Source organism: Rhodopila globiformis (genome assembly GCF_002937115.1).
Classification (GTDB): Bacteria; Pseudomonadota; Alphaproteobacteria; order Acetobacterales; family Acetobacteraceae; genus Rhodopila; species Rhodopila globiformis.
Genome location: NZ_NHRY01000132.1, coordinates 1 through 22443 on the forward strand (window position 1 = coordinate 1; position 22443 = coordinate 22443).

The window sequence follows — 22443 nt, forward strand, 5'->3', positions numbered from 1 at the left end:
GCCTGCACCTGATCACCGGCATCCGGCGCAATATGCGCAACCAGCTGATGCCGCTGGTCGACAAGCGTATGCTGCGAGGGCGCTTCGTCATCGAGACCGTGTTCGACATCCTCAAATGCCAGATGGGCCTTGAGCATTCACGTCACAGATCGCCCATCAATGCCATGGTCCATATCCTGTCCTGTCTCGTCGCTTACGCCTACAGACCCGGCAAGCCGTCCATCTTGCGCAAAGGCAAAAAGCTCGAGGCTTATCCATAGTTCGGGTTAGTTACATCCGGCGCAAACCTGTGCGCCCGGAGTGAACGCAAACGTCCATGATACCCCTCTCGCCTTCGGCGCAGCGCGCCATGTTCGCGTTCGTCTGCTTCGTCTGGGGCACCACCTGGCTGGCGATGAAGATCGGCATTGCCACCGTCTCGCCCGGCGTGTTCGCCGGCCTGCGCTGGAGCCTGACTGGGGCCATCCTGCTGTCGGTCCGCCGCCTTCGTGGCGAGCGGGTCATGCCGCCACCGCGACTGTGGCCGCGGCTGGTCTTCGTTTCAATCGTGCTGATCTCGCTGAACCAGGTGATCCAGCTTTACGGGCTGAAATACATCACCGCCGGGTTGGCCGCGGTGATCAGCTCAGCGCTGACGCCGCTGGCGCTGCTGGTGTTCACCGTCGCGCTGGGGCAGGAACGGTTCAGCCCCCGCCGGCTGGGCGCCATCCTGCTGGGCATCGTCGGCGTGCTGATGCTGTTCGGCCCGGATGCCATGGCCGGCACGCTGGATACGTGGCGGATCATCGGCGCGGCCGGTGTGGCAGTGGGGACGCTGTGCTACGCGCTCGGCACGGTGCTGGCGCGGCCGATGATGCGCACGCTGGAGCCGGTGCAGCTCGCCGGCCTGACCAATCTGGCTGGCGGGCTGATCATGCTGCTGGTGGCGTTGGCGGTCGAGCCGGGGGCGTGGGCGTCGATGCGGCTGCACTGGGGATGGCCGGCGTTCCTGGGCTGGCTGTACCTGCTGGTGCCCGGCGCGCTGATGGCCACGACGATGTATCTCCTGCTGGTGCGCGACTGGGGCGCCAGCCGCACGGGGATGTACGCGTTCATTTCGCCCATCGTCGCCGTCATCATAGGCTGCACCCTGTTCAACGAGCCGCTCGACTGGGGCGAGGCCGTCGGCATGGCGCTGATGCTGGTCGGCGCCTTCCTGGCGCTGCGCCCGGGCGCGGCGACACCTGTGCCGGCCGCGGTGAAGCCGGTGCGGTCGCCGGCGGAATAGCGGTCACGCGCCCGCCGATGCCCGGAAGGTGCGCGGCGCCGGCCTTGCGAAATTCCCGCCGGCCGCCTATCGCCCCTGACAAACGCGGAGGGCAGGCAAATGATCCGGATACTGAAGCACGGCGCGACCGAGGCCGAGAAAACCGAGGCCGATCGCAAGGTCCGCCAGACGGTGGAGTCGATCCTGGAGGACATCGCGGCCCGCGGCGACGCCGCCGTGCGGGACCTGTCGGCGAAGTTCGACAAGTGGCAGCCGGCGTCGTTCCGGCTTTCCCCGGACGAGATCCGTTCGCTGATCGACAGCCTGCCCGAGCAGGTGATCACCGACATCAAATTCGCCCAGGCACAGATCCGGAACTTCGCCCGGGCGCAGAAGGACGCGCTGCGTGATATCGAGGTCGAAACGATGCCGGGCGTCCGGCTGGGTCATAAGAACATCCCGGTCGCCAGCGTCGGCTGCTATGTGCCCGGCGGGCGGTATCCGATGGTGGCGTCGGCGCACATGTCGGTGCTGACCGCCAAGGTCGCCGGGGTGAAGCGCGTCGCCGCCTGCACGCCGCCGCTGAACGGCGAGCCGCCCGCCGCCACAGTCGCGGCGATGGCGCTGGCCGGCGCGGATGAGATCTACCTGTTGGGCGGCATCCAGGCGGTCGCCGCGATGGGCTTGGGAACAGAAACGATCGCGCCGGTGGACATGCTGGTCGGGCCGGGGAACGCCTATGTCGCCGAGGCCAAGCGGCAGTTGTTCGGCCGCGTTGGCATCGACCTGCTGGCGGGGCCGACCGAAACGCTGATCATTGCGGATGATACGGCGGATGCGGAGATGTGCGCGACCGACCTGCTGGGCCAGGCCGAGCACGGGCCAACCTCCCCGGCGGTGCTGCTGACGACGTCGGCACGAATCGCCGAGGGCATTGCGGCCGAGATCGAACGGCAACTCGCGGTGCTGCCGACGGCCGACATCGCAAGCGTGGCGTGGCGCGACCACGGCCAGGTGATCCTGTGCGACACGGCCGCGGAGATGCTGGCCGAGGCGGACCGCATCGCCTCCGAGCATGTGCAGGTGCTGACTCGTGATCCGCGATGGTTCCTGGACCGGATGACGAATTACGGCTCGCTGTTCCTGGGCAAGGAAACGAACGTCGCGTATGGCGACAAGGTCATCGGCACCAACCACACGCTGCCGACGAAGCGGGCAGCTCGTTACACAGGCGGACTGTGGGTCGGCAAGTTCCTGAAAACGGTCACCTACCAGCAAGTCTCCCCCGAAGCCACCGCAATGATCGGCGAATATTGTTCCCGCCTGTGCGCAATTGAGAATTTTGCCGGACATAAGGAACAGGCCGACCTGCGGGTGCGGCGCTACGGGGGAAGGAACGCGTAAGTCCGGGAACTCCGGCCGCATAGGTGAAGGGGTGGTGGGAGGGCGACTGCAAGTTCGTTATTCTTTTGTCGTAAGCGACCATGGCCGTTCCATCTCCGTCATGGCTTGGCGTGTCCCGGCCATCTGCGCTTCGACGGCTGGGGGTGGATGGCCGGGACACGCCCGGCCATGACGGAGATGGAACGGACCCGGCGCCAACGGCGGCGGGTCCTCGGTGGTCGCCCCAGCCTTGACGCCCACGCCGATCGGCCGACACTGCTCCGGATCGCGCAATGGGGGGAAGCAGCATGACCGACGTCAAAATCCTCGCCACCGGCTTCGGTTTTCCGGAAGGGCCCGTTGTCTGCCAGGACGGCGCCATCATCCTGACCGAGATCCGCAACAACCAACTGTCCCACGTCGCCCCCGACGGCACCACCAGCGTGTTCTCCCGTTGCGGCGGCGGACCAAACGGGTTGGCCTTCGGACCGGACGGCGCGCTCTATCTGTGCAACAACGGCGGCAGCCGCTACGTCGAGGGCCACTCGATGGGCATCGCCCCACATCCGGACTACAAGTTCGGCTACGTCCAGCGGATCGACGCCCGCACCGGCGAGGCGAAGACCCTCTACACCGAGGCAGCCGGCCACAAGCTCTCGGCGCCGAACGACATCGTGTTCGACGTGCATGGCGGCTTCTACTTCACCGACCTGGGCAAGCGCCTCGCCCGCCACCGCGACCATGGCGGCGTGTATTATGCCTTGCCGGATGGCTCGAAGATCGTCGAGATCGCCTACCCGGTGCTCAGCCCGAACGGCTGCGGCCTGTCGCCGGACGGCCGGACGCTCTACGTCGCCGACACCGAAGGCGCCCGCCTGTGGGCCTTCGACATCGAGGCGCCCGGCGTGCTGCGCAAGCCGCCGCCGCACGTGCCGCACAGCGGCCGGATCATCGCCGGCCTGCCCGGCAGCGCGCGGTTCGACAGCATGGCGGTGCTGGCCAACGGCAACGTCGCGGTGGCCACGCTGAACACAGGGTACATCACGGAAATTTCCCCCGATGGCGAGATCGTGCGCGAGGTGAAGATGCCGGACATCTACCCGACCAACATCTGCTTCGGCGGCCCCGGCATGCGCACCGCCTATGTCACCTTGTCAGACAGCGGCCAGCTTGGCACCATGGAATGGCCCACACCCGGACTGAAGCTGAATTTTGGGTGATGGCTGCGGAACCATCTCTTTCCGCCAGCGTTTGTTAGCTTCCCGGTTATCGAGGAGGTTTATATGGATACCAATCGCGTAGAAGGCACGGCTCGGGACTTGGGCGGCCGCGCGCAGGAAGCGGTCGGCAATCTGACGGGCGATGCCAAGACCCAGGCGCAGGGGCTGTACAACCAGGCCTCCGGCCAGGCGCAGCAGGCGGCGGGGCAGCTCAGCGACGTGATCAAGTCGCAGCCGATTGTCTCGGCGCTGATCGCCGTGGCCGTCGGCTACGTGCTCGGCCGCCTGACGTCCTGAGGCGTTCCCGTACCGTAAGGGGGGCAGGCTTGCCCCCCTTTTTTTGTTCCGCTTCCATCCAAGCACGCGAGGCCGCCGATGCCGCCAGCCGTCCAGAAGTCACGTGTCCGAGAGGGATCGCCGCAACCGCTGGGCGCCACCTGGGATGGCCTGGGGGTCAATTTCGCGTTGTTCTCGGCCAACGCCGCGAAGGTCGAGCTATGCCTGTTCGATGACGATGGCAAAAAGGAACTGGAACGTATCGAACTGCCGGAATACACCAACGAGGTCTGGCACGGCTACCTGCCCGATGCCCGGCCCGGCACCGTCTACGGCTACCGCGTGCATGGCCCGTACGAGCCCGAGGCCGGCCATCGCTTCAATCCCAGCAAGCTGGTGCTGGACCCGTACGCCAAGGCCCATGTCGGCAGCCTGCAATGGGATCCGGCGGTATTCGGCTACACCCTGGGCGCTGAGGGCGACGACCTGACCTTCGACAAGCGCGACAGCGCCCGCTTCATGCCGAAGGCGCGCGTGATCGACCCGGCCTTCACCTGGGGTCGCGAACGCGCGCCATCAATTCCGTGGGACCGGACGATCGTCTACGAGACGCATGTCCGCGGCTACACCATGCTGCATCCGGCGGTGCCCGACCGCCTGCGCGGCACCTATTCCGGCCTCGGCCGCAAGGAGGTGGTGGACTACATCCGCTCGCTCGGTGTTACGTCAATCGAATTATTGCCGATCCACGCGTTCGTCAACGACAGCTACCTGCTGGACAAGGGGCTGACCAACTACTGGGGCTACAACAGCATCGGCTTCTTCGCCCCAGATCCGCGGTATTCCGCAATTCCCGCCTTCGTTTTCTCGGAATTCAAGGAGATGGTGGCGCGCCTGCACGACGCCGGGCTGGAAGTCATCCTGGATGTCGTGTACAACCACACCGCGGAAGGCAACGAACGCGGCCCGACACTGTCATTCCGCGGTATCGACAACCTGTCGTACTACCGGCTGCTGCCGGACCAGCCGCGCTACTACATCAACGACACCGGCACCGGCAACACCCTGAACATGAGCCATGCGCGCGTCGTGCAAATGGTCACCGACAGCCTGCGCTACTGGGCGCAGGAGATGCACGTCGACGGATTCCGCTTCGACCTGGGCACGATCCTGGCGCGCGAGGCGAACGGATTCAACGAAGCACACGGTTTTCTTCAAAGCTGCCTGCAGGACCCGGTGCTGGCCACCACCAAGCTGATCGCCGAGCCCTGGGACATCGGCCCGGGCGGCTACCAGGTCGGCGGCTTCCCCCCCGGCTGGGCCGAGTGGAACGATAAATTCCGTGATACCGTCAGGGCCTATTGGAAAGGCGACCTGGGCAAGCAGGCCGACATGGCGACCAGGCTGTCGGCCTCGGCCGATTGCTTCGCCCGGCGCGGCCGCAAGTCTTGGGCCAGCGTCAACTTCATCACCGCCCACGACGGTTTCACCCTGAACGACCTGGTATCCTACGACGAAAAGCACAACGAGGCGAACGGCGAGGACAACCGCGACGGCCATTCCGACAATCATTCCTGGAACTTCGGCATCGAGGGCGCGACGGACGATCCCGAGATCGCTACGGCACGCGAACGCCAGAAGCGCAACCTGCTGGCGACCCTGTTGCTGGCGCAGGGCACGCCGATGCTGCTGGCAGGCGACGAATTCGGCCGCACCCAGCAAGGCAACAACAACGCCTATTGCCAGGACAACGAGATCAGCTGGGTGAACTGGAACTTCGGCGAGAAGGAGGTCGAGCTTGCGGAATTCGTCCGCAAGGCGATCGTCCTGCGGCAATCCTTCCCGATCCTGCGGCGCTCGCGTTTCCTGACCGGAGAATACAATCCCGATCTGGATGTCCGCGACGTCCGCTGGTTGTCGCCGACAGGCCAGGACATCGAGGGGGAGCAGTGGGAGGACGCCCATGCCCGCTGCTTTGGCATGCTGCTGGACGGGCGGGCGCAGGCCACCGGCATCAAGGCGCCGGCGCTGGACGCCACCGTGCTGCTGGTGCTGAACGCCTATCATGACGTGGTGACCTTCATGCTGCCCGAGGTCGTCGGCGGCACCATCTGGCGGCGCCTGCTGGATACGAATATTCCCGACGACAACAGCCACGCTTCATTCCGCACCGGCGACGGCTACGAGGTGACCGGGCGGTCGCTCGTGCTGTTCGCGCTGGAGCCGGAGAGCCAGCGCTCGGTGGCGCTGCGGCGGGCGGTCGAGGCGTTCCGCCAGATGGCCGAGCAGCCGATCCCGATGGCGGCGGCGGAAAGCGGGCCGGAGGCGGAGCGGGCGATGTCCTCGTAGCGGATCGCGCCGGGGCGCTTCGGCCGGACCGTGACACCGGCAACACGGCCGACGGCGCCACAGGCGTTGAAATAGCGGCAGTCGTGACTGCTTCGTCATGCCAGGCGTCCACGCCTTCTTCTGTCGGCGCTGTAAGACGGGCGGTATCGTCCGTGACGCGGCAGCGGAAATTCACGCGGCTGGCATAAGCGATCGTCGCGGGTGCCGGACCGCCAAACCGGCAAGTTTGATCTCCAACTGAGTGGTAGGCCGCCGGGCCTTTGCGTATAGTCAAGCGTCGGGCGCTGCGTGTTGATGCCGCAACCGGAATCACGCCCGGCCAGGGTTCTGTTGTGCGATGAAGATTGATAGTCGTGTCAAAGCATTGGGTAATTGATTGCAATCGCATGACAGAAGTCTGATCGATTAACGCGTCCGTGATGCTGCAACTGCGCCGCGACGCTCTATAGTATTTGTGTGCTTCGGGTGCGTCTTCTGAACGAGATGCAGAAGCCTTTCTCCCTGCCCGGGCGCGATGTCGCAACACTGTATTTAACCTGTGCGACAGATTTCATCACAGTTGGGGCACGTATCATGTCAGAAACGACAAAGACCGCCGAGGCAACCCGGAAGGCTTCGGACACCGCGACGCGGGCTGGCCATGCCACGGTCGAAGCCGCTGGCAAGGCGACCAGGGACACGATAGGTGAAACCGCCAGGGCCATGGAAAATGGCGCGGACAACGCCAGACACGCTGCCCATACAGTGACCGACTCCATGGCCGAGACCGCCGACGCGGCGACCACGATCTCCTCCAAGGTGGCCGAGCAGGGCCGCGAGGCGATGCTGATGGCCGCCCGTACCGCCGCCGGCGTCGGCGGCCGCGTCGCCGACATCAGCTTCGGCCGCGGCCACCGGCTGCTGAACTCGACGGCGACGGCGATGGACATCTATCGCGATGCCTCGGAACGCTCGGCCGAGCAGGTGCAAGCGCTGTTCTCCAGCTACATGTCGCTGGGGCGCGGCCTGCAGCAGATGCAGCACGCATGGTTCGAAATGGTCGACCACAGCCTGGAGCACGCGGCGCACAAGCCGCAGGACCTGCTGCGCTGCCGGAACCTGATCGAACTCGCCGAGGTGCAGCGCGACCTTTATCTCGACAGCCTTACCTATGCGGTCGAGACCGGCAGCCGCCTGCTGGCGCTTGCCGGCCGCACAGCGCAGGAAGCGGCGCGCCCGCTGCAGAACGGCCGTCATTGACGCGGCTGCCACCCTGCGTCCGGCTGTCGGATCCGCCGGTCCCGCCAGGCGAGCCACCAGTAACGCCTGATCCGGAGGATCCGCCGCCCATCGAGGAGCCGCCGCAGCCGATACCGATTCCGCCGGAGCCGCCGCCGGAACCGCTGCGGGCGGCGCCGTTCCGGCGGCCCCGCGGGGGCGGATCGACGGCCTACAGGCACTGACCCGGCGGCGGCTGGTACAGCGTTGGCGCGATGGGGCGGCTCGCCCACGGACGCTGGTATGGCGAGGTGGGGGTACGGCCATGACGACAGGGTGACGACCACGCCCTGTTACTCCCCCCTTTAAGTTGGCGCTTGTGCGGACGAGCCCGGCGATGACGAAGCGGCAACCGCCTGGCCGCCGGCACGCCGGATCAGTCCAGCTTCTTCAGCATCTGCACGATGCCGCCCATGCACATGTCGTCCCAGTCTTCCTCGTCGTAGCCGGCCTGGGCATAGAACCCGGCGGCCTCCGGCGTCGCGTAGACGACGGCCTTGCGGCATCCCAGGTTCTTCACGAACTCCTCGGCCCGCTGCAGCATCACCCGGCCGTGGCCGCCGCCCTGGTGGGCCGGATCGATCGCCACCAGACGCAGCGCCGCGGCGGCGTTGTGCAGGTCGTCCACCTGGATGGCGCCAATCGGTTCATCGTCGCGCCACAGCAGCAAGGGATGGATGCCGGGGCGGTCATCCTGCTCAGGCCGGGGGAGGTGGAAGACTTTCCGCCGGATGCCGTGCCAGGCCTGCCAGTCCTTCGCGCATTGCGGCCGGTCCAGCCGGTAATAATGTTGTTCGCGCGGCGTGCTGGACGACATTGTCTATCCTGGTTTCCTCATATCCGTCATTCGCTGCGGACATGGCGGCACAATACCGCCGGACGCGGCAAAACGCCACACAAAGTCGCTCGCTGGCGCCTGGGCGGGATTTCTGATCCACTTGCGCATCATTAACGGAGTCACGCGCCATGGCGGTGGTTATCACGGTCGCCCAGCAGAAAGGCGGCACCGGCAAGACGACGCTGGCGGCCAACCTTGGGGCGGCCCTGGCGGCGACGCGGCGGGTGGCGCTGCTCGATATCGACCCGCAGCACAGCCTGACCCGCTGGCACGCGCTGCGCCCCGCCGATGCCGCGAAGCTGACCTTCTCCGACGTCTCCGGTTGGCGCGTCCGCGGCGAGCTGGATCGCCTAACCGCGGCACACGACGTGGTGCTGATCGACAGCCCGCCGCAGATCGACACCGATGCGCGGCTGGCGATCCGCGCGGCCGACATGGTGCTGGTGCCGGTGCAGCCCAGCCCGCCGGACGTCTGGGCCGCCGAGGGCACGCTGAAGCTGGCGGCGGACGAGAAGCGGCCGGCGGCGCTGGTGCTGAACCGCGTGCCGGCCGCGGGCAAGCTGCGGGAGACGGTGGCGGCGCAGCTTGGCGCCTCGGGCAACCGGCTGCTGGCGGCGACCATCGGCAACCGCACCGGCTTCGCCACCGCCTTCGCCGCCGGCCTGGGCATCACCGAAGCGGCCCCTCGATCAATCGCGGCAAATGAGCTACGCGCCCTGCTGACCGAATTACTGGAGATGGTTGGATGACGACTTTGTATGTGTTCCTGAAGGCGCTGCACCTGTTGGGCGCCGTACTGTGGGTCGGCGGGATGTTCTTCGCCTATGCGATCCTGCGGCCGAGCCTGACCGCGATCGAGGCGCCGCAGCGCATGCTGCTGCAGACCCAGGTGCACCACAAGTTCTTCCTGGTGGTCTGGATCGCGATGCCGATCATCCTGGCGAGCGGGTTCATCATGCTGGCGTATCGCGGCATGGCCGGCGTGCCGTGGGAGGTGCATGTCATGCTGGCGCTGGGGCTGGTGATGGCGGGCCTGTTCCTGGCGATCGTGTTCGGCCCGTGGCGCAAGTTCCGCCGCACCATCGACCGCACCCGGATGGCGGCCAGCCTGACGACGGTGCGCAACCTGATTGGCATCAACCTGATCCTGGGGCTGATCACCGTGTTCATCGCGGGCCTGATCGGGGGATGATCCCCGCCCCGCGGTAGCCGCGGCGTTGCCTCTCCCACGCACAGGCCGCACAGTGGCGGCAACCAGCAGGGGAGAGAAAACAATGGACGTCCGCCTCGACGGTCGCACGGCGATCATTACCGGCGCCAGCAAGGGCCTGGGCCTGGCCATGGCGAAGCAGTTCGCCGCCTCGGGCGCCAATGTGGCGATGCTGGCGCGAGGCGCCGCGGGGCTGGCCGAGGCGGAAGCCATCGTCTCGGACGGCGCGTCCGGCAAGGTGGCGACGTTCCCGTGCGACGTGTCGAAGGCCGACGACATCGCCCGCACCTTCGAGGCGGTAATCAAGCGCTTCGGCCAGGTCGACATCCTGGTCAACAATGCCGGCGTGTCGCGGGCAATGCCGTCCGAGCAGATCACCGACGCCATCTGGCAGGAGGACCTGGACCTGAAGCTGTTCGCCGCGATCCGCCTCAGCCGTCTGGCCTGGCCGGGGATGAGGCAGCGGCGCTGGGGCCGGATCATCAATGTGCTGAACACCGGGGCGAAGGCGCCGCGGGCCAACGGTGCGCCGACGGCGGTGTCGCGCGCCGCCGGCATGGCGCTGATGAAGGTGCTGGCCGGCGAAGGCGCGCCGCACGGCATCCTGGTCAACGGGTTGCTGGTGGGGCTGATCGACTCCGACCAGCACCGGCGGCGGCACCAGCGGGAGGGCTCGAACGCCTCCTACGAGGAATTCGCCGCGAAAATGGGCGCGGGCGTGCCGATGGGGCGCATCGGCAAGCCGGAGGAGTTCGCCGCGATGGCGTGCTTCCTGTGCAGCGACCTGGCCGGATTCACCACCGGCGCGGCGATCAACATGGACGGCGGCGCAAGCCCGGTGGTTTGATCCGCCGGTCATCCCGGTCCGGGTCGTTCCGAGGTCGACCCGCGCGGCCGCTCGGTCAGGGCAGGGGGGCAGGCCCGGGCGTGTACGGAAGAAAGGTGCGTCATCCATGATCGAGGTGAACGGTATCGCCCATGTCATCCTGACGGTCAGCCAGTGGGAGAAGGCGCACGCCTTCTATTCCGAACTGCTGCCGTTCCTGGGCATGACGAAAGTCTATGACGGCAACAATTTCCTCTATCATGTCGGCGGACGAACCGCGATCGGCATCCAGCGCTGCGCGCCGGAGCACGCGGCCGAGCGGTTCGTGCCGAACCGGATCGGCCTGCATCACGTCTGCCTGCGGGCGCGTTCACGCGACGACGTTGACGCTGCCGCCGGCAAGGTGCGGGCGATGGGGGCGTATATCGACCGTGGCCCAATGGCGGGGGACTTCGCGCCGGGCTACTACTACTTCGTCTTCGAGGATCCGGACGGCATCCGGCTGGAGGTGAACTTCGTCCCGGGCAAGGGATTGCTGGTTTCGCCGGACAATCCCCTGAGTCCCAGCGCCGATCCGAACTGGGACCAGAACCCGTCGCCGAAAACCGGAAGCTGAGAGGAACATTCCTGGTCGGTCATCGTCCGGCTTGCCCGCCTTGGCGCCAGTAAGCTCGCCGAAAATGCCGCCCTGTTGGATGGGGCAGAAGGCCCTCCGCCGTTCGCCCTGGCCACCATCGGCAGGGGATGGAGACTGGGGGCTGAGGCCGTGGCAGGCGGTGGCAGCGCTCCCGGAACCGTCCGTGCCTGCGCATTCTTCCTTGATTTTCAACACGGAGAAAGCGGAGGACCACGAAGCGCCACGGAGATCGGACCTTGCTGGCGACTCGGGACCGGACGAACCGCATCCCCGGGCTGGCGATCAAAGCGCGTCGCAGCGTCGGCAGGCGAGCCCGAAGCAGTTCATATTTGATACCTTACACCAACCGCCCGAAATCCCGACACGTCGGCACAGACGATTCCACCCGGCATGGCCAGCGCAGGCCGCATTGGCGTTAAAATAATGTGGAATGGGGCAGACAGCCTCTTCCCGTCATGGCGGCCGCAGGCCCGGCATGGCGGGAAGAGGCCGGTGCCAACGTGTCAGAATTTCGAGCGCTTGGTATTTCGCACGGTCTGCGCCGTGTCATTGGCTGACTCGTTCACACCCTTCGTGGCCCTCTGTGGTTCTTCGCGTTCTCCGTGTTAAAAATCAATCGCCAATCCAGGCTCCGCTGCTGCCCTCGACCCACCCCGGACGACACCGCCGCTCGTCGCAAGAACTCCGGGAATGGGGACGAATTCTCCGGCGGCCAATACTGGGATATCCGGGGCGGTGCGATGGTTGCCTCTTCGTCATAGCCCGGACGAGCCGGGCCATGCCGGATAGGGGATCGGCCGCCTTCCACGCCGGTTGGTGTCAGGCGCGATCCGTTCCGATGCAACCACTATCGGTCCTCGGCCGATGCCGCGTCAGAACCCGAACGACGCCTGTGCCGGACGGGGCGGCTCGACGTGAACCCCCTCCAGCGCCAGCATGCGGATCTTGGCAGCCGAGCCGCCCGGCGCTGAAAAGCCGCCGATTTTGCCGCCCGCCGCCAGCACCCGGTGGCAGGGGATGATCAGCGCCACCGGATTCCGGGCCATGGCCTGGCCGACATCACGTGCCGCCTCCGGCCCGGCGCCGAGGTCCTTCGCCAGGGCGCCATACGTCGTCGTCTGGCCCCATTTGACCCGCCGGGCCGCGGCATAGATCCGCCTGAAGAACGCGTCCTGCTCGCCGAGGTCGAGCCTGAGGCCGGAAAAGTCCGTCTCCTGGCCCTCGAAATAGCGCTGCACGGCGGCAACGGCCTCGGCCACGTCCGGCGTGGGCGCCGCGGGTTCGGCATCCGGTGCCCGGCGCCGGAGGAGACGTTCCGTCGCCGCGGCGCTGTCGGTCGGCAGCTGAAAGCGCGTGATTCCTGTGCCGTTCCAGGCAATGCCGCAGAAGCCGGCTTTCGTCTCGAACATGTGGTATCGCATGGCGCGGCCCGTCACACGGTCCCGGTATGTTGCTCAGTCCGGACATCGTAAGTTCAGGGCAAGGTTTCAACCACGTTCCTGTCCCGGATATTGCTTTCAGTCATAGCGCTTCTCCAGGCGCGCCGGCGTCTGACTGCCGGGGCCTCGCACCACCCAGGCGGCAATGACAGGGCGAGCCGCGGTGACCGCAGCCGGCGACGCCCGGTGCCGGCCCACCATGCGTAAGCGGCGCCGGCCTGTGGAAACCGGGCCCGTCGCCGATCAGGCCTGACCGGCCCGGCGCCGCCACCAGACCTGACAGGTGACGTGGATCAAGACGATCCCCAGCAGGGCGCCGGCCGAGCTGAAAAACCAGTCGGCCACCGCCGGGTGGCGACCCGGCGCAAGGTTCTGCAGCAGCTCGAGCAGGCCCGCATACATGGACATCGCTACGGCTATCCGCTTCCCCTGCCTCGGATAGCTCAACCGGAGCAAGGCGGCCGTGCCGGCATAGGCGGTCATATGCTCGACATGCCCGCCCAGGGGAGTACGCACCATGTCCTCGGCCGGCAGCAGGGAGAGGACGGCGATCAGGACAACGCAACCCCACGCACTGACGCGAAGGACGCGGGAAAACAGCCGGTCATGACTCACGTCGATCGTACCCACTACAGCAGACCGCAGGTCGGTTGGGACGCTGAGGCCCCCTGTCCTCATCGTCATGGCCCGGCTCGTCCGGGCCACCTGTTCCAGCACATGTGCCGCGATAGGTGGCCCGGACGAGCCGGGCCATGACGATGAGGGAGCGCCGTCGCCCTGTCTCAAGCGACCTGCGGCCTGCTGTAATTTGCCTTCCATTGCCAACCCACGGGGGAACCTGCCGGGTTCGCGGTCGCGGGCGGCCCGGTCCAGGTTCAATCCGGTTCGGTTCCTTCGGCTGCCGCGAACCCGGAAGCAACCGCTCGTCTTCACGCGGACGGTGCCGGATACGCGAGCGAGGCCGCCGCACGGTCCAGTCCAACCGGCGTTCGGTCAGCGGCTTCGCGAGTGGAACATCCTGCGGCAGCTTTACCACACTCGGTGGCAGCGTCCACACGCCGGACACCGGTCAGGGGTTGTGGAACGCATTGGTGATGTCGATCCGGGCCGAGCGCCGGACCCGATATTGCCGCAGGCCTCCGTCAACGGGCCACGCCGAAGCGGAAGATCGTCGTGCTGTGGAATATCTCGCCCGGCTTCAGTTCGGTCGTCGGATAATCCGGATGGTTCGGACTGTCGGGATAATGCTGCGTCTCCATCGTCACGGCATCCGTCTGGCGGTAGATGCCGCCGATGCCGGCGATCGTGGCTGTCAGGAAATTGCTCGTATAGGCCTGGATACCGGGCTGGTCCGTCAGGCACTCCAGCGTCCGTCCGCTGGCGGGATCGACAAGCCGCGCGGCGAATTGCGGCTGCGACCGGTCGCCTGTCTTGCTCAGGACCCAGTTGTGGTCGTAGCCGTGCGCCATCAGGAGTTGCTCGTTGTTGTCGCGGATATGGGCGCCGATCGGCGTTGGCTTGCGGAAGTCGAACGGTGTGCCTGCGACGGACTCGGCCGCGCCAAGCGGAATGGCGCCCGCGTCGGTCGGCAGGTAGGAATCGGCGTTGATCGTCAGCACCTGCGGATACACGCCATCCGGCGCCCCGGCGCCGGCAAGGTTGAAATAGGCATGGTTCGTCAGGTTCAGGACGGTGTCCTTGTCCGTCGTCGCCTGGTAGGTGATCGTGAACGCATTGTCGTCCGACAGCGTGTAGGTCACCGTCACCTGCAGCGTGCCCGGATACCCCTGGTCTCCGTCAGGACTGGTCAGCGTCAGCCGCGCCGACACCGCATGGCCCGAGGTCGCGGTGGGCTCGACGGTCCAGACCCGCTTGTCGAACGCCTCCAGGCCACCGTGCAGCGCATTCGGTGGGTTGTTGATCGCCAGCGTGTATTCCTTGCCGTCGAGGCTGAAACGGCCCTTGGCGATCCGGTTGGCGTAACGGCCGATCAGCGCGCCGAAATACGGGCTGGCCGAGCCCAGCTTCAGATAGTCGGCCAGCGTCGGCAGGCCCAGGATGACGTCGGCGGCATGGCCGTTCCGGTCAGGCGCCATTATCTGGGTCAGCGTGCCGCCGTAGCTCATGAACTTCACCACCACGCCGCGCCCGCTGGTCATCGTGTACAGGCTGACCGGCTTGCCGTCCCCGGTCGTCCCGAACGGCGCGCTGCCGAGCGTCGCCGCCTGTGCTTCGCTTGTTGTCATGACGGATGCCGCTATAACGGCCACGCAAGGAGTGGCCAGAACAAGTCGTCTTTTGTTGTTTGCGCGATCCGTTCCGGTCCTTGCGCCGAAGAACCGGCTTGCGCGGCCGGGTGAGCGCGGCATCGCGCGGGCGGAGCCAGGCGCGGCCGCTTGCGGCATGGCGCGACGCAGCATCTTGCCGGATGCTGTCATGGTCGCTCGTCCTCCCTATCCTGCCGCTCTGCGGGCAAGTCGCGGCTGGTGCGTTGTCTTGCAAGTTCAAGTCAGCGTTGCCCGCCCACTTTTCCGCTGTCAAGCACACAACATGCGGCGTTGTACCCGCCCGGCATGACGAAACGGCAACGACCGCCTACCGCGGCCTTGCCCGCTCTATGATCGCCCCGAAATCCACCGTCTTCGGCAGCGCGCCGAATTGATGCGCGCCGCGCTGCCCGATGCGCGAGGCGCAATAGGCGTCCGACACGAAAGCCGGCGCGTGCCTGACGAGCACGCTCGCCTGCAATCCGACCGCGAGCCGATCGACCAGATCGCGCGCCCGCTCCTCGAAATCGCTGGTTTCGCGCATGTCGTCCGTCAGCGCGGCGACATGGCGATCGTAGGATGCGTTGCCGCCCCTGGCCGCCGCCAGTTCGGCGAAGCAGGCGTCGAGCGTTTCGGGCGTGCGGCTGAGGGCGCGCAGCACGTCGAGGCACTGCACGTTGCCCGATCCTTCCCAGATCGCGTTGACCGGGCTTTCGCGGAAATGGCGCGGCATCGGCCCGTCCTCCATCACGCCCGAGCCGCCGATGCACTCCATCGCTTCGGCCGCGAGGCCCGGCGTGCGCTTGCAGATCCAGTACTTGCCGATGGCGGCGCCGATGCGGACCAGGCCGGCCTCGCGGTCATCCAGCGCGCGGGCGATGCGCATGGCCAGCGCCAGCGCCGCCTCGGTCTCGATGGCAAGATCGGCCAGCACGTTCCGCATGATCGGCTGGTCGATCAGCAGCTTGCCGAAGGCGGCACGCTGGCGGCAATGGTCGATCGCCTGCGACACCGCGGCGCGCATGATGGCCGAGGAGCCGATCATGCAGTCGAAGCGCGTCATCGCCACCATTTCGATGATGGTGGCGACGCCGCGGCCCTCCTGGCCGATCATCCAGCCCAGGGCGCCGCGCAATTCCGTTTCGCTAGTGGCGTTGGAGGCGTTGCCCATCTTCTTCTTCAGCCGCACCACCTGCAGCGGGTTCTTGGTTCCATCCGGCTTCCAGCGCGGCACCAGGAAGCAGGACAGCCCGCCCGGCGCCTGAGCCAGCACCAGGAACGCATCGCACATCGGCGCGGAGACGAAGTATTTGTGGCCGACCAGCTCGTATTCGCCGCCCGGTCCGCCGGCACCGACGGGAATGGCCCGCGTCGTATTGGCGCGCACGTCCGAGCCGCCCTGCTTCTCGGTCATCGCCATGCCGATGGTGACGCCTGTCTTCTGGTCGGCCGGGACGTTGCGCGGGTCGTAGTCCCTGGCGAAAACCTTCGGCAGCCAGTGCCGCGCGACGTCGGGCTGCTGGTTCAGGCAGGCCACGGCGGCGAAGGTCATGCTGATCGGGCAGCCGTGGCCGGGCTCGACCTGGCTGTGCATGTAGAAGCGGGCGGCGCGGGCCACATGCGCGCCCTGGCGCGGATCGGTCCAGGGCGAGGCATGCAGGCCCTCCTCGATCGCGGTCGTCATCAACTGGTGATAGCTGGGATGGAAGCGTACGAGGTCGATGCGGTGGCCGTAGCGGTCGTGCGTGTCGAATTCCGGCTGGTGGCGATTGGCCTGGACGCCGAGGTCGAGATAATCGGCCGTGCCGATGCGCGCGCCGAAATCGGCGATGTCGTTGCTGGCCCAGCCCGCGCCCTCGCGCGCCACCGCCTCGGTCAGCGGCCGATCGGCGGTGAACAGGTTGGTGCCGGCGAGTTCCAGCGGCTGGTTGATCACCTCGTGCGTGGCGGCGCCGTACGGGTCGGGCGCGGCTTGCGGCATGTCTCTCTCCTGCGGCCTGGCAGCGGCGGCCTTCAATCGTTCAGCCTGCATCATAACCCACGTCCAACAAGGCCGACATTTCCGGCGGGCGGTAAAATCAAAGGCCCGCGTGACGGAATGCCCCGTTCCGGCGCACAGGGGCGTGGCCCCATTGGCGCTAAAACAGCGGCGGCCGTTGCGGTTTCGTCATGCCGGGCGGAGGCCCGGCATCCACGCCTTGCGGTGTTGAAGCCGCGGAAAGGCGTGGATGGCGGCCCTGCGGCCGCCATGACGACACGGCAGCCGCACCGCCTGTACTCCTGTTTTAACGCCAATGGGGCGTAAGCTCGGCCAACCTTGACCATCCGGCCGGCGCCGTGAACGCTGTGCTGCCGGCGCATCGGCGGCTGCGGACATGGGGAGGAAAAGGGCTTGCAAATCTTATGCTGCACTGCAACATAGACCTCCGCTCGGCCTGCAGGCGTCAGCCGGGATTTGGTTTAACAGCGTCAGGCTCACCCCCCGGCCGCGCCTCGCCCGGCTGCCGGCAACAGGACGGATCAGATGACCTCATTCAACGGCACGGCAACCATCGGCCACGTCATGCAGGCGGCGGTGCGCAGCATCGACCGCAGCAGCATTCTCGCCCTTGCCGCCGGCCAGGTGGTCGCCCGGCGCGTCGCCCTGGGCTTCGCCGCCGCCTTCGATCCGTGGCGGGCGGATCACACCGAGTTCCATCGCATGGTGCCGGAAAAGATGGAGGCGTTCTCCTCCGCCGGCATGATCATGCTGGAGCGGTCGAGCCATGCCGGATTCACCATGACCCGCCTCGCCTCGGATCAGGTCCTGACCACCGCCAGCGCGACGATGGCGATGGCCGGCTGTGCCGACCCGCTGGCGCTGGCCGAGGCGCAGGGCCAGTTTGCGCTGGCCTGGCTCGATCGGCTGGGCTCGGCGATGGCCGCGATGGGCATGCTGGCGCTGCACGCGCACGAGGCGGCGATGGAGCCGATCCACGACGCCGTCGCCGCCAATACCGAACGGCTGTGCTGACCACGCGGCCTCAGGCCGCGGCCGCCGGTGGCGCTGGCCGGCCGCGGTTGCTGAACGCGGTCAGCAGCGCGTCGAGGAAGGCGAAGAACGCTTCGACGCCATAGCCGGCCAGGAAGGCGACCGCCAGCGGCTGCAGTCCCGCGCTGTTGTTGAAGACATTGAACAGGCTGATGATGGTGCCCACCGTCATCGCGGCAATGGTCCGCGCCGTGTTGGCATAGGACGAGGGATGGTAGGTGCGCCGCTTCACCCGGGTGGAGAAGTCGCGCAGGTTGTACGCGCAAGCGCCCAGCAGCGCATACAGCACCGGCAGCAGATAGGCCGAGATCGCGCCATAGATCGCCAGGCTGTCGGCATGGACATTCTGCGCGAACAGTCTCACGGCTTCGTATGTAGCGATCTTGCAGAACGAGTCCTTGCGCATGTTGATCAGGTCGGGCTGCAGCTCCAGCCGCTCCTGGGCATTGGCGCCCCAGGCGCCGGGCGGGTCGAGCGGGCTTTTTTCCCAGTCCGCCACGAATACATCCAGCTTCGTCGCCGTGCGCAGCATGGTGCGGATGGTCGCAGCGAAGTCCTGCAATTCGGCGATCAGCGCGGTCGCGTCCGTCGCTTTCAGCGGCGGATCGGGCGGCATGGTGGCCGGGCCGCAACCGGTTTCCACGGTGCTGCCGGGCTTCGGCGGTCCAACCTCGGCGCGCAGGTGGATTGCGAGTTCGTTGGCATGGGTGATGCCGGCCTGGATGCCCTGCGCCATGGAGGTGGTGACCGAGCTAATCCCCGAGAACACCACCACGACCAGGGCGAGCGCCACCGCCAGCATGCCATTGCGCCGCAGGTTCTGCCGGGTCTTTTCGTTCGAGATGCGCAGCGTGTCGACTGTCACCGGCGCGACCCGCGAGGCCAGCGTGGCATAGGCGGCGTAGAAGGCGACGGTGTCCGCCTCCGGCACGGTGCCGGAGGCGAGGCAGGTCCGGGCGTGGACCAGGGCGTTGATGGTGGCATCGGGGATGGCGATGCCGGCCCGGGCGGCGTAGCGCAGCAGGTCCTGCGAGTCCTCGATTGCGGCGGCCAGGTGGCTGCTGTCGAGCGTCGGCGTGATAACGAAGCCGTCCATGACGCTGTGCCCCTTCGTGCGATTGACCGGGGGCCATGCTCGCAGCGCCGGACGGCGCCTTCAGTGACGCCGATAACATTTTGCGCCGCGCTGCGGCCGTTGTCGCGCGCCTGTGATCGGACTGGCGCGGCCAGCGCCGGCCGGAATGCCAGGAATTGCCGATATGCCATAGACTCCCGGCAGGGATCTGCTCAGGCCATGCGGCGAGCAACCCCAACAACCGGAGAGGAAATCATGCAGTCGTTCGAAAAGGCGTCGCCCATCATTCTCAGTCTGCTCCGCATCGTCACCGCCTTGCTGTTCATGCAGCACGGCCTGATGAAGCTGGTTCACTTCCCCGCCCCGCAGCCGGGCGTGCCCAGCCCGCTGCCGCTGCTGCTGGTCGTCGCGGCCCTGATCGAGGTGTTTGGCGGCGCCCTTGTCGTCCTCGGCCTGCAGACCCGCGCGGCGGCCCTGATCTGCTCGGGCGAGATGGCCTTCGCGTACTTCATGGTGCACGCGCCGCGGAGCTTCTGGCCGGGGATCAACGGTGGCGATGCCGCCATCCTGTTCTGCTTCATCTTCCTCTATCTGGTGTTTGCCGGACCGGGGGCATGGAGCCTGGATGGCCGGCGTTCAGCGGTAACCGGGTCGGCGCGCCGTGCCTAGGGCGGCATGACCATATGGCAGCGGTCGTCGCCATTTTGACGCCCATACGGGCTCGCCCGGGCAATGACGATGAAGGCAGGCCGCCTGTGCGTCCCAACTTGCCTGCGGGCCGCTGTCGTTCGCTGATCGATCAGAACAGCGACATCTGGCAGGCTTCCAGCGGAGCAGCTTCGGGCAGGGCGAACCGCGTGCAGTCGAGATGCCTGTCTGTTTCGTCATAGCCGAAACGACTGGCCGCCTTGGCGAAGCGCTGCCGCAGGATATCCGCATAGGCGCCCTGTCCGGACATGCGGTGATGGAAGCGCGGATCGTTCAGTTCTCCGCCGCGGGACTGCCGGATCAGGCTGAGCACATGCCGGCCGCGGTCGGGGAAATGCGTGTGCAGCCAGTCCTCGAACATCTGCCGAAGCTCCAGCGGCAGGCGCAGCAGAATGTAGCCGGCATGCCGCGCACCTGCCGCGGCGGCAGCCTGCATGATCCTTTCCATCTCAGCATCGTTCAGCGCCGGGATCATCGGCGCGACCAGCACGCCGACGGGTACCCGCGCTTCTGCCAGTCTGGCGATCGCCTGCAGCCGCCGCGCCGGCGTCGCCGCCCGCGGCTCCATCACCCGGGCGAGCCGCGGGTCGAGGGTGGTGATCGACAGGTGTACCCGCACCAGGTTGCGCTGCGCCATCGATGTCAGGATGTCCAGGTCGCGCAGCACACCGGCGGACTTGGTGACAACGCCGACCGGGTGGTTGAAGCGGTCGAGCACCTCCAGCACCGAGCGGGTCAGCGTCAGGGTGCGTTCGATCGGCTGGTATGGATCCGTGTTCGAGCCCAGGGCGAGGGTGCGGGGCACGTAGCCGGGCTTGCGCAGCTCCTTCTCCAGCAGCTCCGCCACCTCGGGCTTGAAGACCAGCTTCGTCTCGAAATCCAGTCCTGGCGAGTAGCCCAGGTAGGCGTGCGTCGGCCGGGCGAAGCAGTAGATGCATCCGTGTTCACAGCCGCGGTACGGATTCACCGCGCGGTCGAACCCGATGTCCGGCGAGTTGTTCCAGCTGATCGCCGAACGGGTAGTGTCGGGGATCACGCTGGTTTCGAGCCGTGGCAGGGTCTCGAGGTCCGGTGCGCCGACTTCCTGTCCCAGCGTATCCCAGCCGTCGTCGAACGGCGCGGTGATCCGGGTGTCGAATCGCACGGCCGGATTCGTCACTGCGCCACGCCCAGCGACCCTGCATGTGGTCCGTGCGGGATTCCGGGCCAGGCAAGGGGCGCCGGCTGATCCCGGGCCGTTGTCGTGATCAATATGCGTCCGCATCTGCTCGCGTTCCCGAAACAGGGTGTATGTTCCCTCTGCGTTCATGATGCTTTTTGCATGGACATGCCCGGGTTGTCAAGAACATAGCATGAACTTTTGCTTAGAGGGCGGTCGTTCCGGATAAACGCTTGACAATGCCGCCCGGGCGCCCTTTTTTCCGCTTCGTCGCGTCCGATCCCATGGATTGAGCGCCGGCCCGCGGTAGGGGTGTAGCTCAATTGGCTAGAGCGCCGGTCTCCAAAACCGGAGGCTGGGGGTTCGAGACCCTCCACCCCTGCCACTTTTCCCGGGTTCCGGCCCCTCGGCTACCGAACATGGCGTCTGGTCGGCGATCATCATGAGGAATTTGTGAACGTGACCTTTAACCCGGTTAAATTCCTGCGCGAAGTGAAGAATGAGCTGGTCAAGGTGACCTGGCCGAGCCGCAGGGAAACCTTGGTGACAACCGGCCTGGTGTTCGCCATGGCCGGCATCGCCGCGCTGTTTTTCTTTGTCGTGGATCAGGTGATCGGCCTTGGGGTGCGCGCGTTGTTCAGTGTGGGTGTCTGAGGGAACAACAGGGAATGGCCAAGAACTGGTACGTCGTCCACGTCTACTCCGGGTTTGAGAAGAAGATCGCGCAGCAGATCACCGAGCAGGCGGCGCAGAAGGGCCTGGCGGACCAGTTCGAGGCGGTGCTGGTGCCGTCCGAGAACGTCGTCGAGGTCAAGCGCGGGCGGAAGGTCAGCAGCGAGCACAAGTTCTTCCCCGGCTACGTCCTGGTGAAGATGGATCTGACCGACGAAGCCTGGCACCTGGTGAAGAACACGCCGAAAGTGACCGGCTTCCTGGGCAGCAAGACCCGTCCGAGCCCGATCAGCGAGGCCGAGGCGGACCGCATCCTGAAGCAGAACCAGGAGGGCGTCGATCGTTCGCGTCCGGCGGTGATGTTCGAAGTCGGCGAGCAGGTGCGCGTGGCGGATGGTCCGTTCACCAGCTTCAATGGCACGGTCGAGGAGGTGGACGAGGAAAAAGGCCGCGTCAAGGTCAGCGTCTCGATCTTCGGCCGCTCCACGCCGGTGGAGCTGGAGTACTCCCAGGTGGAGAAGGTCTGACACCAACCCGCGGATCGTCCAACGCGCGGCCCACGAAGCCGATCGGCTTTATCCGTTCCGTGTGTGAAGACGGACTTTAGACCTGCAAGATCCGTCTCGCCGCTCCGGTGTCACGGTTGGGAGCGGGGGCCGCGGCTCCCATCGCCGGCATCGCTCCTGAGATCGATCTCCGGCGCCACGCCCGGCAATCGGCCGCGACCTCGCGCTGCCCGCGCTCACTGATACGGCTCTGTCGCGGCCGGGCCTGTGTACGGCGTGGGCGCACCCCCCGCTTCAGCCCCATCTCTACCGGCCAGACCCGCCCCACCGCCCCCGCGCCAATC

The 22443-nt window shown here is 66.7% G+C and carries 22 protein-coding genes and 1 tRNA gene; 16 read left to right on the plus strand and 7 right to left on the minus strand.

Annotation, left to right across the window (positions count from 1 at the left end):
- From CCS01_RS12760 to CCS01_RS12790, 7 genes are all read left to right on the plus strand, one after another.
- Nucleotides 1-260 (plus strand): transposase (locus CCS01_RS12760; RefSeq protein ID WP_146101659.1); only part of this gene is annotated, 260 nt, incomplete at its 5' end.
- A gap of 56 nt (nt 261-316) precedes the next feature.
- On the plus strand, nt 317-1267 hold the full coding sequence (locus tag CCS01_RS12765) for a DMT family transporter (RefSeq protein ID WP_104519202.1): 951 nt from the start codon (nt 317-319) through the stop codon (nt 1265-1267).
- Nucleotides 1268-1366: 99 nt separating this feature from the next.
- Nucleotides 1367-2650 (plus strand): histidinol dehydrogenase, encoded by a 1284-nt coding sequence (hisD, locus tag CCS01_RS12770; protein ID WP_104519203.1) that lies wholly within the window; start codon nt 1367-1369, stop codon nt 2648-2650.
- Between the two features lie 287 nt (nt 2651-2937).
- Entirely contained in the window at nt 2938-3849 is a 912-nt protein-coding gene (locus CCS01_RS12775) for an SMP-30/gluconolactonase/LRE family protein (protein ID WP_104519204.1), read from the plus strand.
- Nucleotides 3850-3912: 63 nt separating this feature from the next.
- Nucleotides 3913-4146, plus strand: a complete 234-nt coding sequence (locus tag CCS01_RS12780; RefSeq protein ID WP_104519205.1) for a CsbD family protein — start codon at nt 3913-3915, stop codon at nt 4144-4146.
- Between the two features lie 78 nt (nt 4147-4224).
- Nucleotides 4225-6474, plus strand: a complete 2250-nt coding sequence (glgX, locus tag CCS01_RS12785; protein ID WP_104519206.1) for a glycogen debranching protein GlgX — start codon at nt 4225-4227, stop codon at nt 6472-6474.
- Between the two features lie 573 nt (nt 6475-7047).
- Nucleotides 7048-7713: a phasin family protein gene (locus tag CCS01_RS12790; protein ID WP_158258366.1), complete on the plus strand. Its 666-nt coding sequence runs from the start codon at nt 7048-7050 to the stop codon at nt 7711-7713.
- 394 nt (nt 7714-8107) lie between these two features.
- Here the strand turns inward: CCS01_RS12790 and CCS01_RS12800 are convergent, their stop codons facing one another.
- The gene (locus CCS01_RS12800) at nt 8108-8548 is read right to left on the minus strand and encodes a GNAT family N-acetyltransferase (protein ID WP_104519209.1); all 441 of its coding nucleotides are present in this window, start codon (nt 8546-8548) and stop codon (nt 8108-8110) included.
- A 149-nt stretch (nt 8549-8697) separates the two neighbouring features.
- Between CCS01_RS12800 and parA the strand changes: the two genes are divergently transcribed.
- The 4 genes from parA to CCS01_RS12820 all read left to right on the plus strand — a co-directional run bounded on the left by parA (nt 8698) and on the right by CCS01_RS12820 (nt 11221).
- Entirely contained in the window at nt 8698-9318 is a 621-nt protein-coding gene (gene parA / locus CCS01_RS12805) for a ParA family partition ATPase (protein WP_104519210.1), read from the plus strand.
- Nucleotides 9315-9761 (plus strand): CopD family protein, encoded by a 447-nt coding sequence (locus CCS01_RS12810; RefSeq protein ID WP_104519211.1) that lies wholly within the window; start codon nt 9315-9317, stop codon nt 9759-9761. The genes parA and CCS01_RS12810 overlap by 4 nt, the downstream gene beginning before the upstream one ends.
- An 82-nt stretch (nt 9762-9843) precedes the next feature.
- Nucleotides 9844-10626, plus strand: a complete 783-nt coding sequence (locus tag CCS01_RS12815; protein WP_104519212.1) for an SDR family oxidoreductase — start codon at nt 9844-9846, stop codon at nt 10624-10626.
- A gap of 106 nt (nt 10627-10732) precedes the next feature.
- Nucleotides 10733-11221, plus strand: a complete 489-nt coding sequence (locus tag CCS01_RS12820; RefSeq protein ID WP_104519213.1) for a VOC family protein — start codon at nt 10733-10735, stop codon at nt 11219-11221.
- 893 nt (nt 11222-12114) lie between these two features.
- On the opposite strand, the gene CCS01_RS12825 is transcribed toward CCS01_RS12820, so the two are convergent.
- The 4 genes from CCS01_RS12825 to CCS01_RS12840 form a co-directional block, all read right to left on the minus strand.
- Entirely contained in the window at nt 12115-12651 is a 537-nt protein-coding gene (locus CCS01_RS12825) for a methylated-DNA--[protein]-cysteine S-methyltransferase (RefSeq protein ID WP_204848242.1), read from the minus strand.
- Nucleotides 12652-12924: 273 nt separating this feature from the next.
- The gene (locus CCS01_RS33670) at nt 12925-13311 is read right to left on the minus strand and encodes a VanZ family protein (RefSeq protein WP_158258367.1); all 387 of its coding nucleotides are present in this window, start codon (nt 13309-13311) and stop codon (nt 12925-12927) included.
- 512 nt (nt 13312-13823) lie between these two features.
- The gene (locus tag CCS01_RS12835) at nt 13824-14927 is read right to left on the minus strand and encodes an aldose epimerase family protein (protein WP_104519216.1); all 1104 of its coding nucleotides are present in this window, start codon (nt 14925-14927) and stop codon (nt 13824-13826) included.
- A 349-nt stretch (nt 14928-15276) separates the two neighbouring features.
- Nucleotides 15277-16929, minus strand: a complete 1653-nt coding sequence (locus CCS01_RS12840) for an isovaleryl-CoA dehydrogenase (protein ID WP_104519217.1) — start codon at nt 16927-16929, stop codon at nt 15277-15279.
- Nucleotides 16930-17472: 543 nt separating this feature from the next.
- On the opposite strand from CCS01_RS12840, the gene CCS01_RS12845 reads away from it, so the two are divergent.
- Nucleotides 17473-17961 carry a phasin family protein gene (locus CCS01_RS12845; protein ID WP_104519218.1) on the plus strand — a complete coding sequence of 163 codons (489 nt, stop codon included), beginning with the start codon at nt 17473-17475 and terminating at the stop codon, nt 17959-17961.
- A gap of 10 nt (nt 17962-17971) precedes the next feature.
- On the opposite strand, the gene CCS01_RS12850 is transcribed toward CCS01_RS12845, so the two are convergent.
- Nucleotides 17972-19075: a hypothetical protein gene (locus CCS01_RS12850; RefSeq protein ID WP_104519219.1), complete on the minus strand. Its 1104-nt coding sequence runs from the start codon at nt 19073-19075 to the stop codon at nt 17972-17974.
- A gap of 234 nt (nt 19076-19309) precedes the next feature.
- On the opposite strand from CCS01_RS12850, the gene CCS01_RS12855 reads away from it, so the two are divergent.
- Nucleotides 19310-19723: a DoxX family protein gene (locus CCS01_RS12855; protein ID WP_104519220.1), complete on the plus strand. Its 414-nt coding sequence runs from the start codon at nt 19310-19312 to the stop codon at nt 19721-19723.
- A gap of 130 nt (nt 19724-19853) precedes the next feature.
- Here the strand turns inward: CCS01_RS12855 and CCS01_RS12860 are convergent, their stop codons facing one another.
- Nucleotides 19854-21026 (minus strand): PA0069 family radical SAM protein, encoded by a 1173-nt coding sequence (locus CCS01_RS12860; protein ID WP_104519222.1) that lies wholly within the window; start codon nt 21024-21026, stop codon nt 19854-19856.
- Nucleotides 21027-21229: 203 nt separating this feature from the next.
- On the opposite strand from CCS01_RS12860, the gene CCS01_RS12865 reads away from it, so the two are divergent.
- From CCS01_RS12865 to nusG, 3 genes are all read left to right on the plus strand, one after another.
- Nucleotides 21230-21306: transfer RNA gene (locus CCS01_RS12865), tRNA-Trp, on the plus strand.
- Nucleotides 21307-21380: 74 nt separating this feature from the next.
- Complete coding sequence (gene secE, locus CCS01_RS12870) at nt 21381-21575, plus strand: preprotein translocase subunit SecE (protein ID WP_104519223.1); 195 nt, start codon at nt 21381-21383, stop codon at nt 21573-21575.
- Nucleotides 21576-21589: 14 nt separating this feature from the next.
- Nucleotides 21590-22120 (plus strand): transcription termination/antitermination protein NusG, encoded by a 531-nt coding sequence (gene nusG, locus CCS01_RS12875; protein WP_104519221.1) that lies wholly within the window; start codon nt 21590-21592, stop codon nt 22118-22120.
- Nucleotides 22121-22443: the final 323 nt, after the last annotated feature.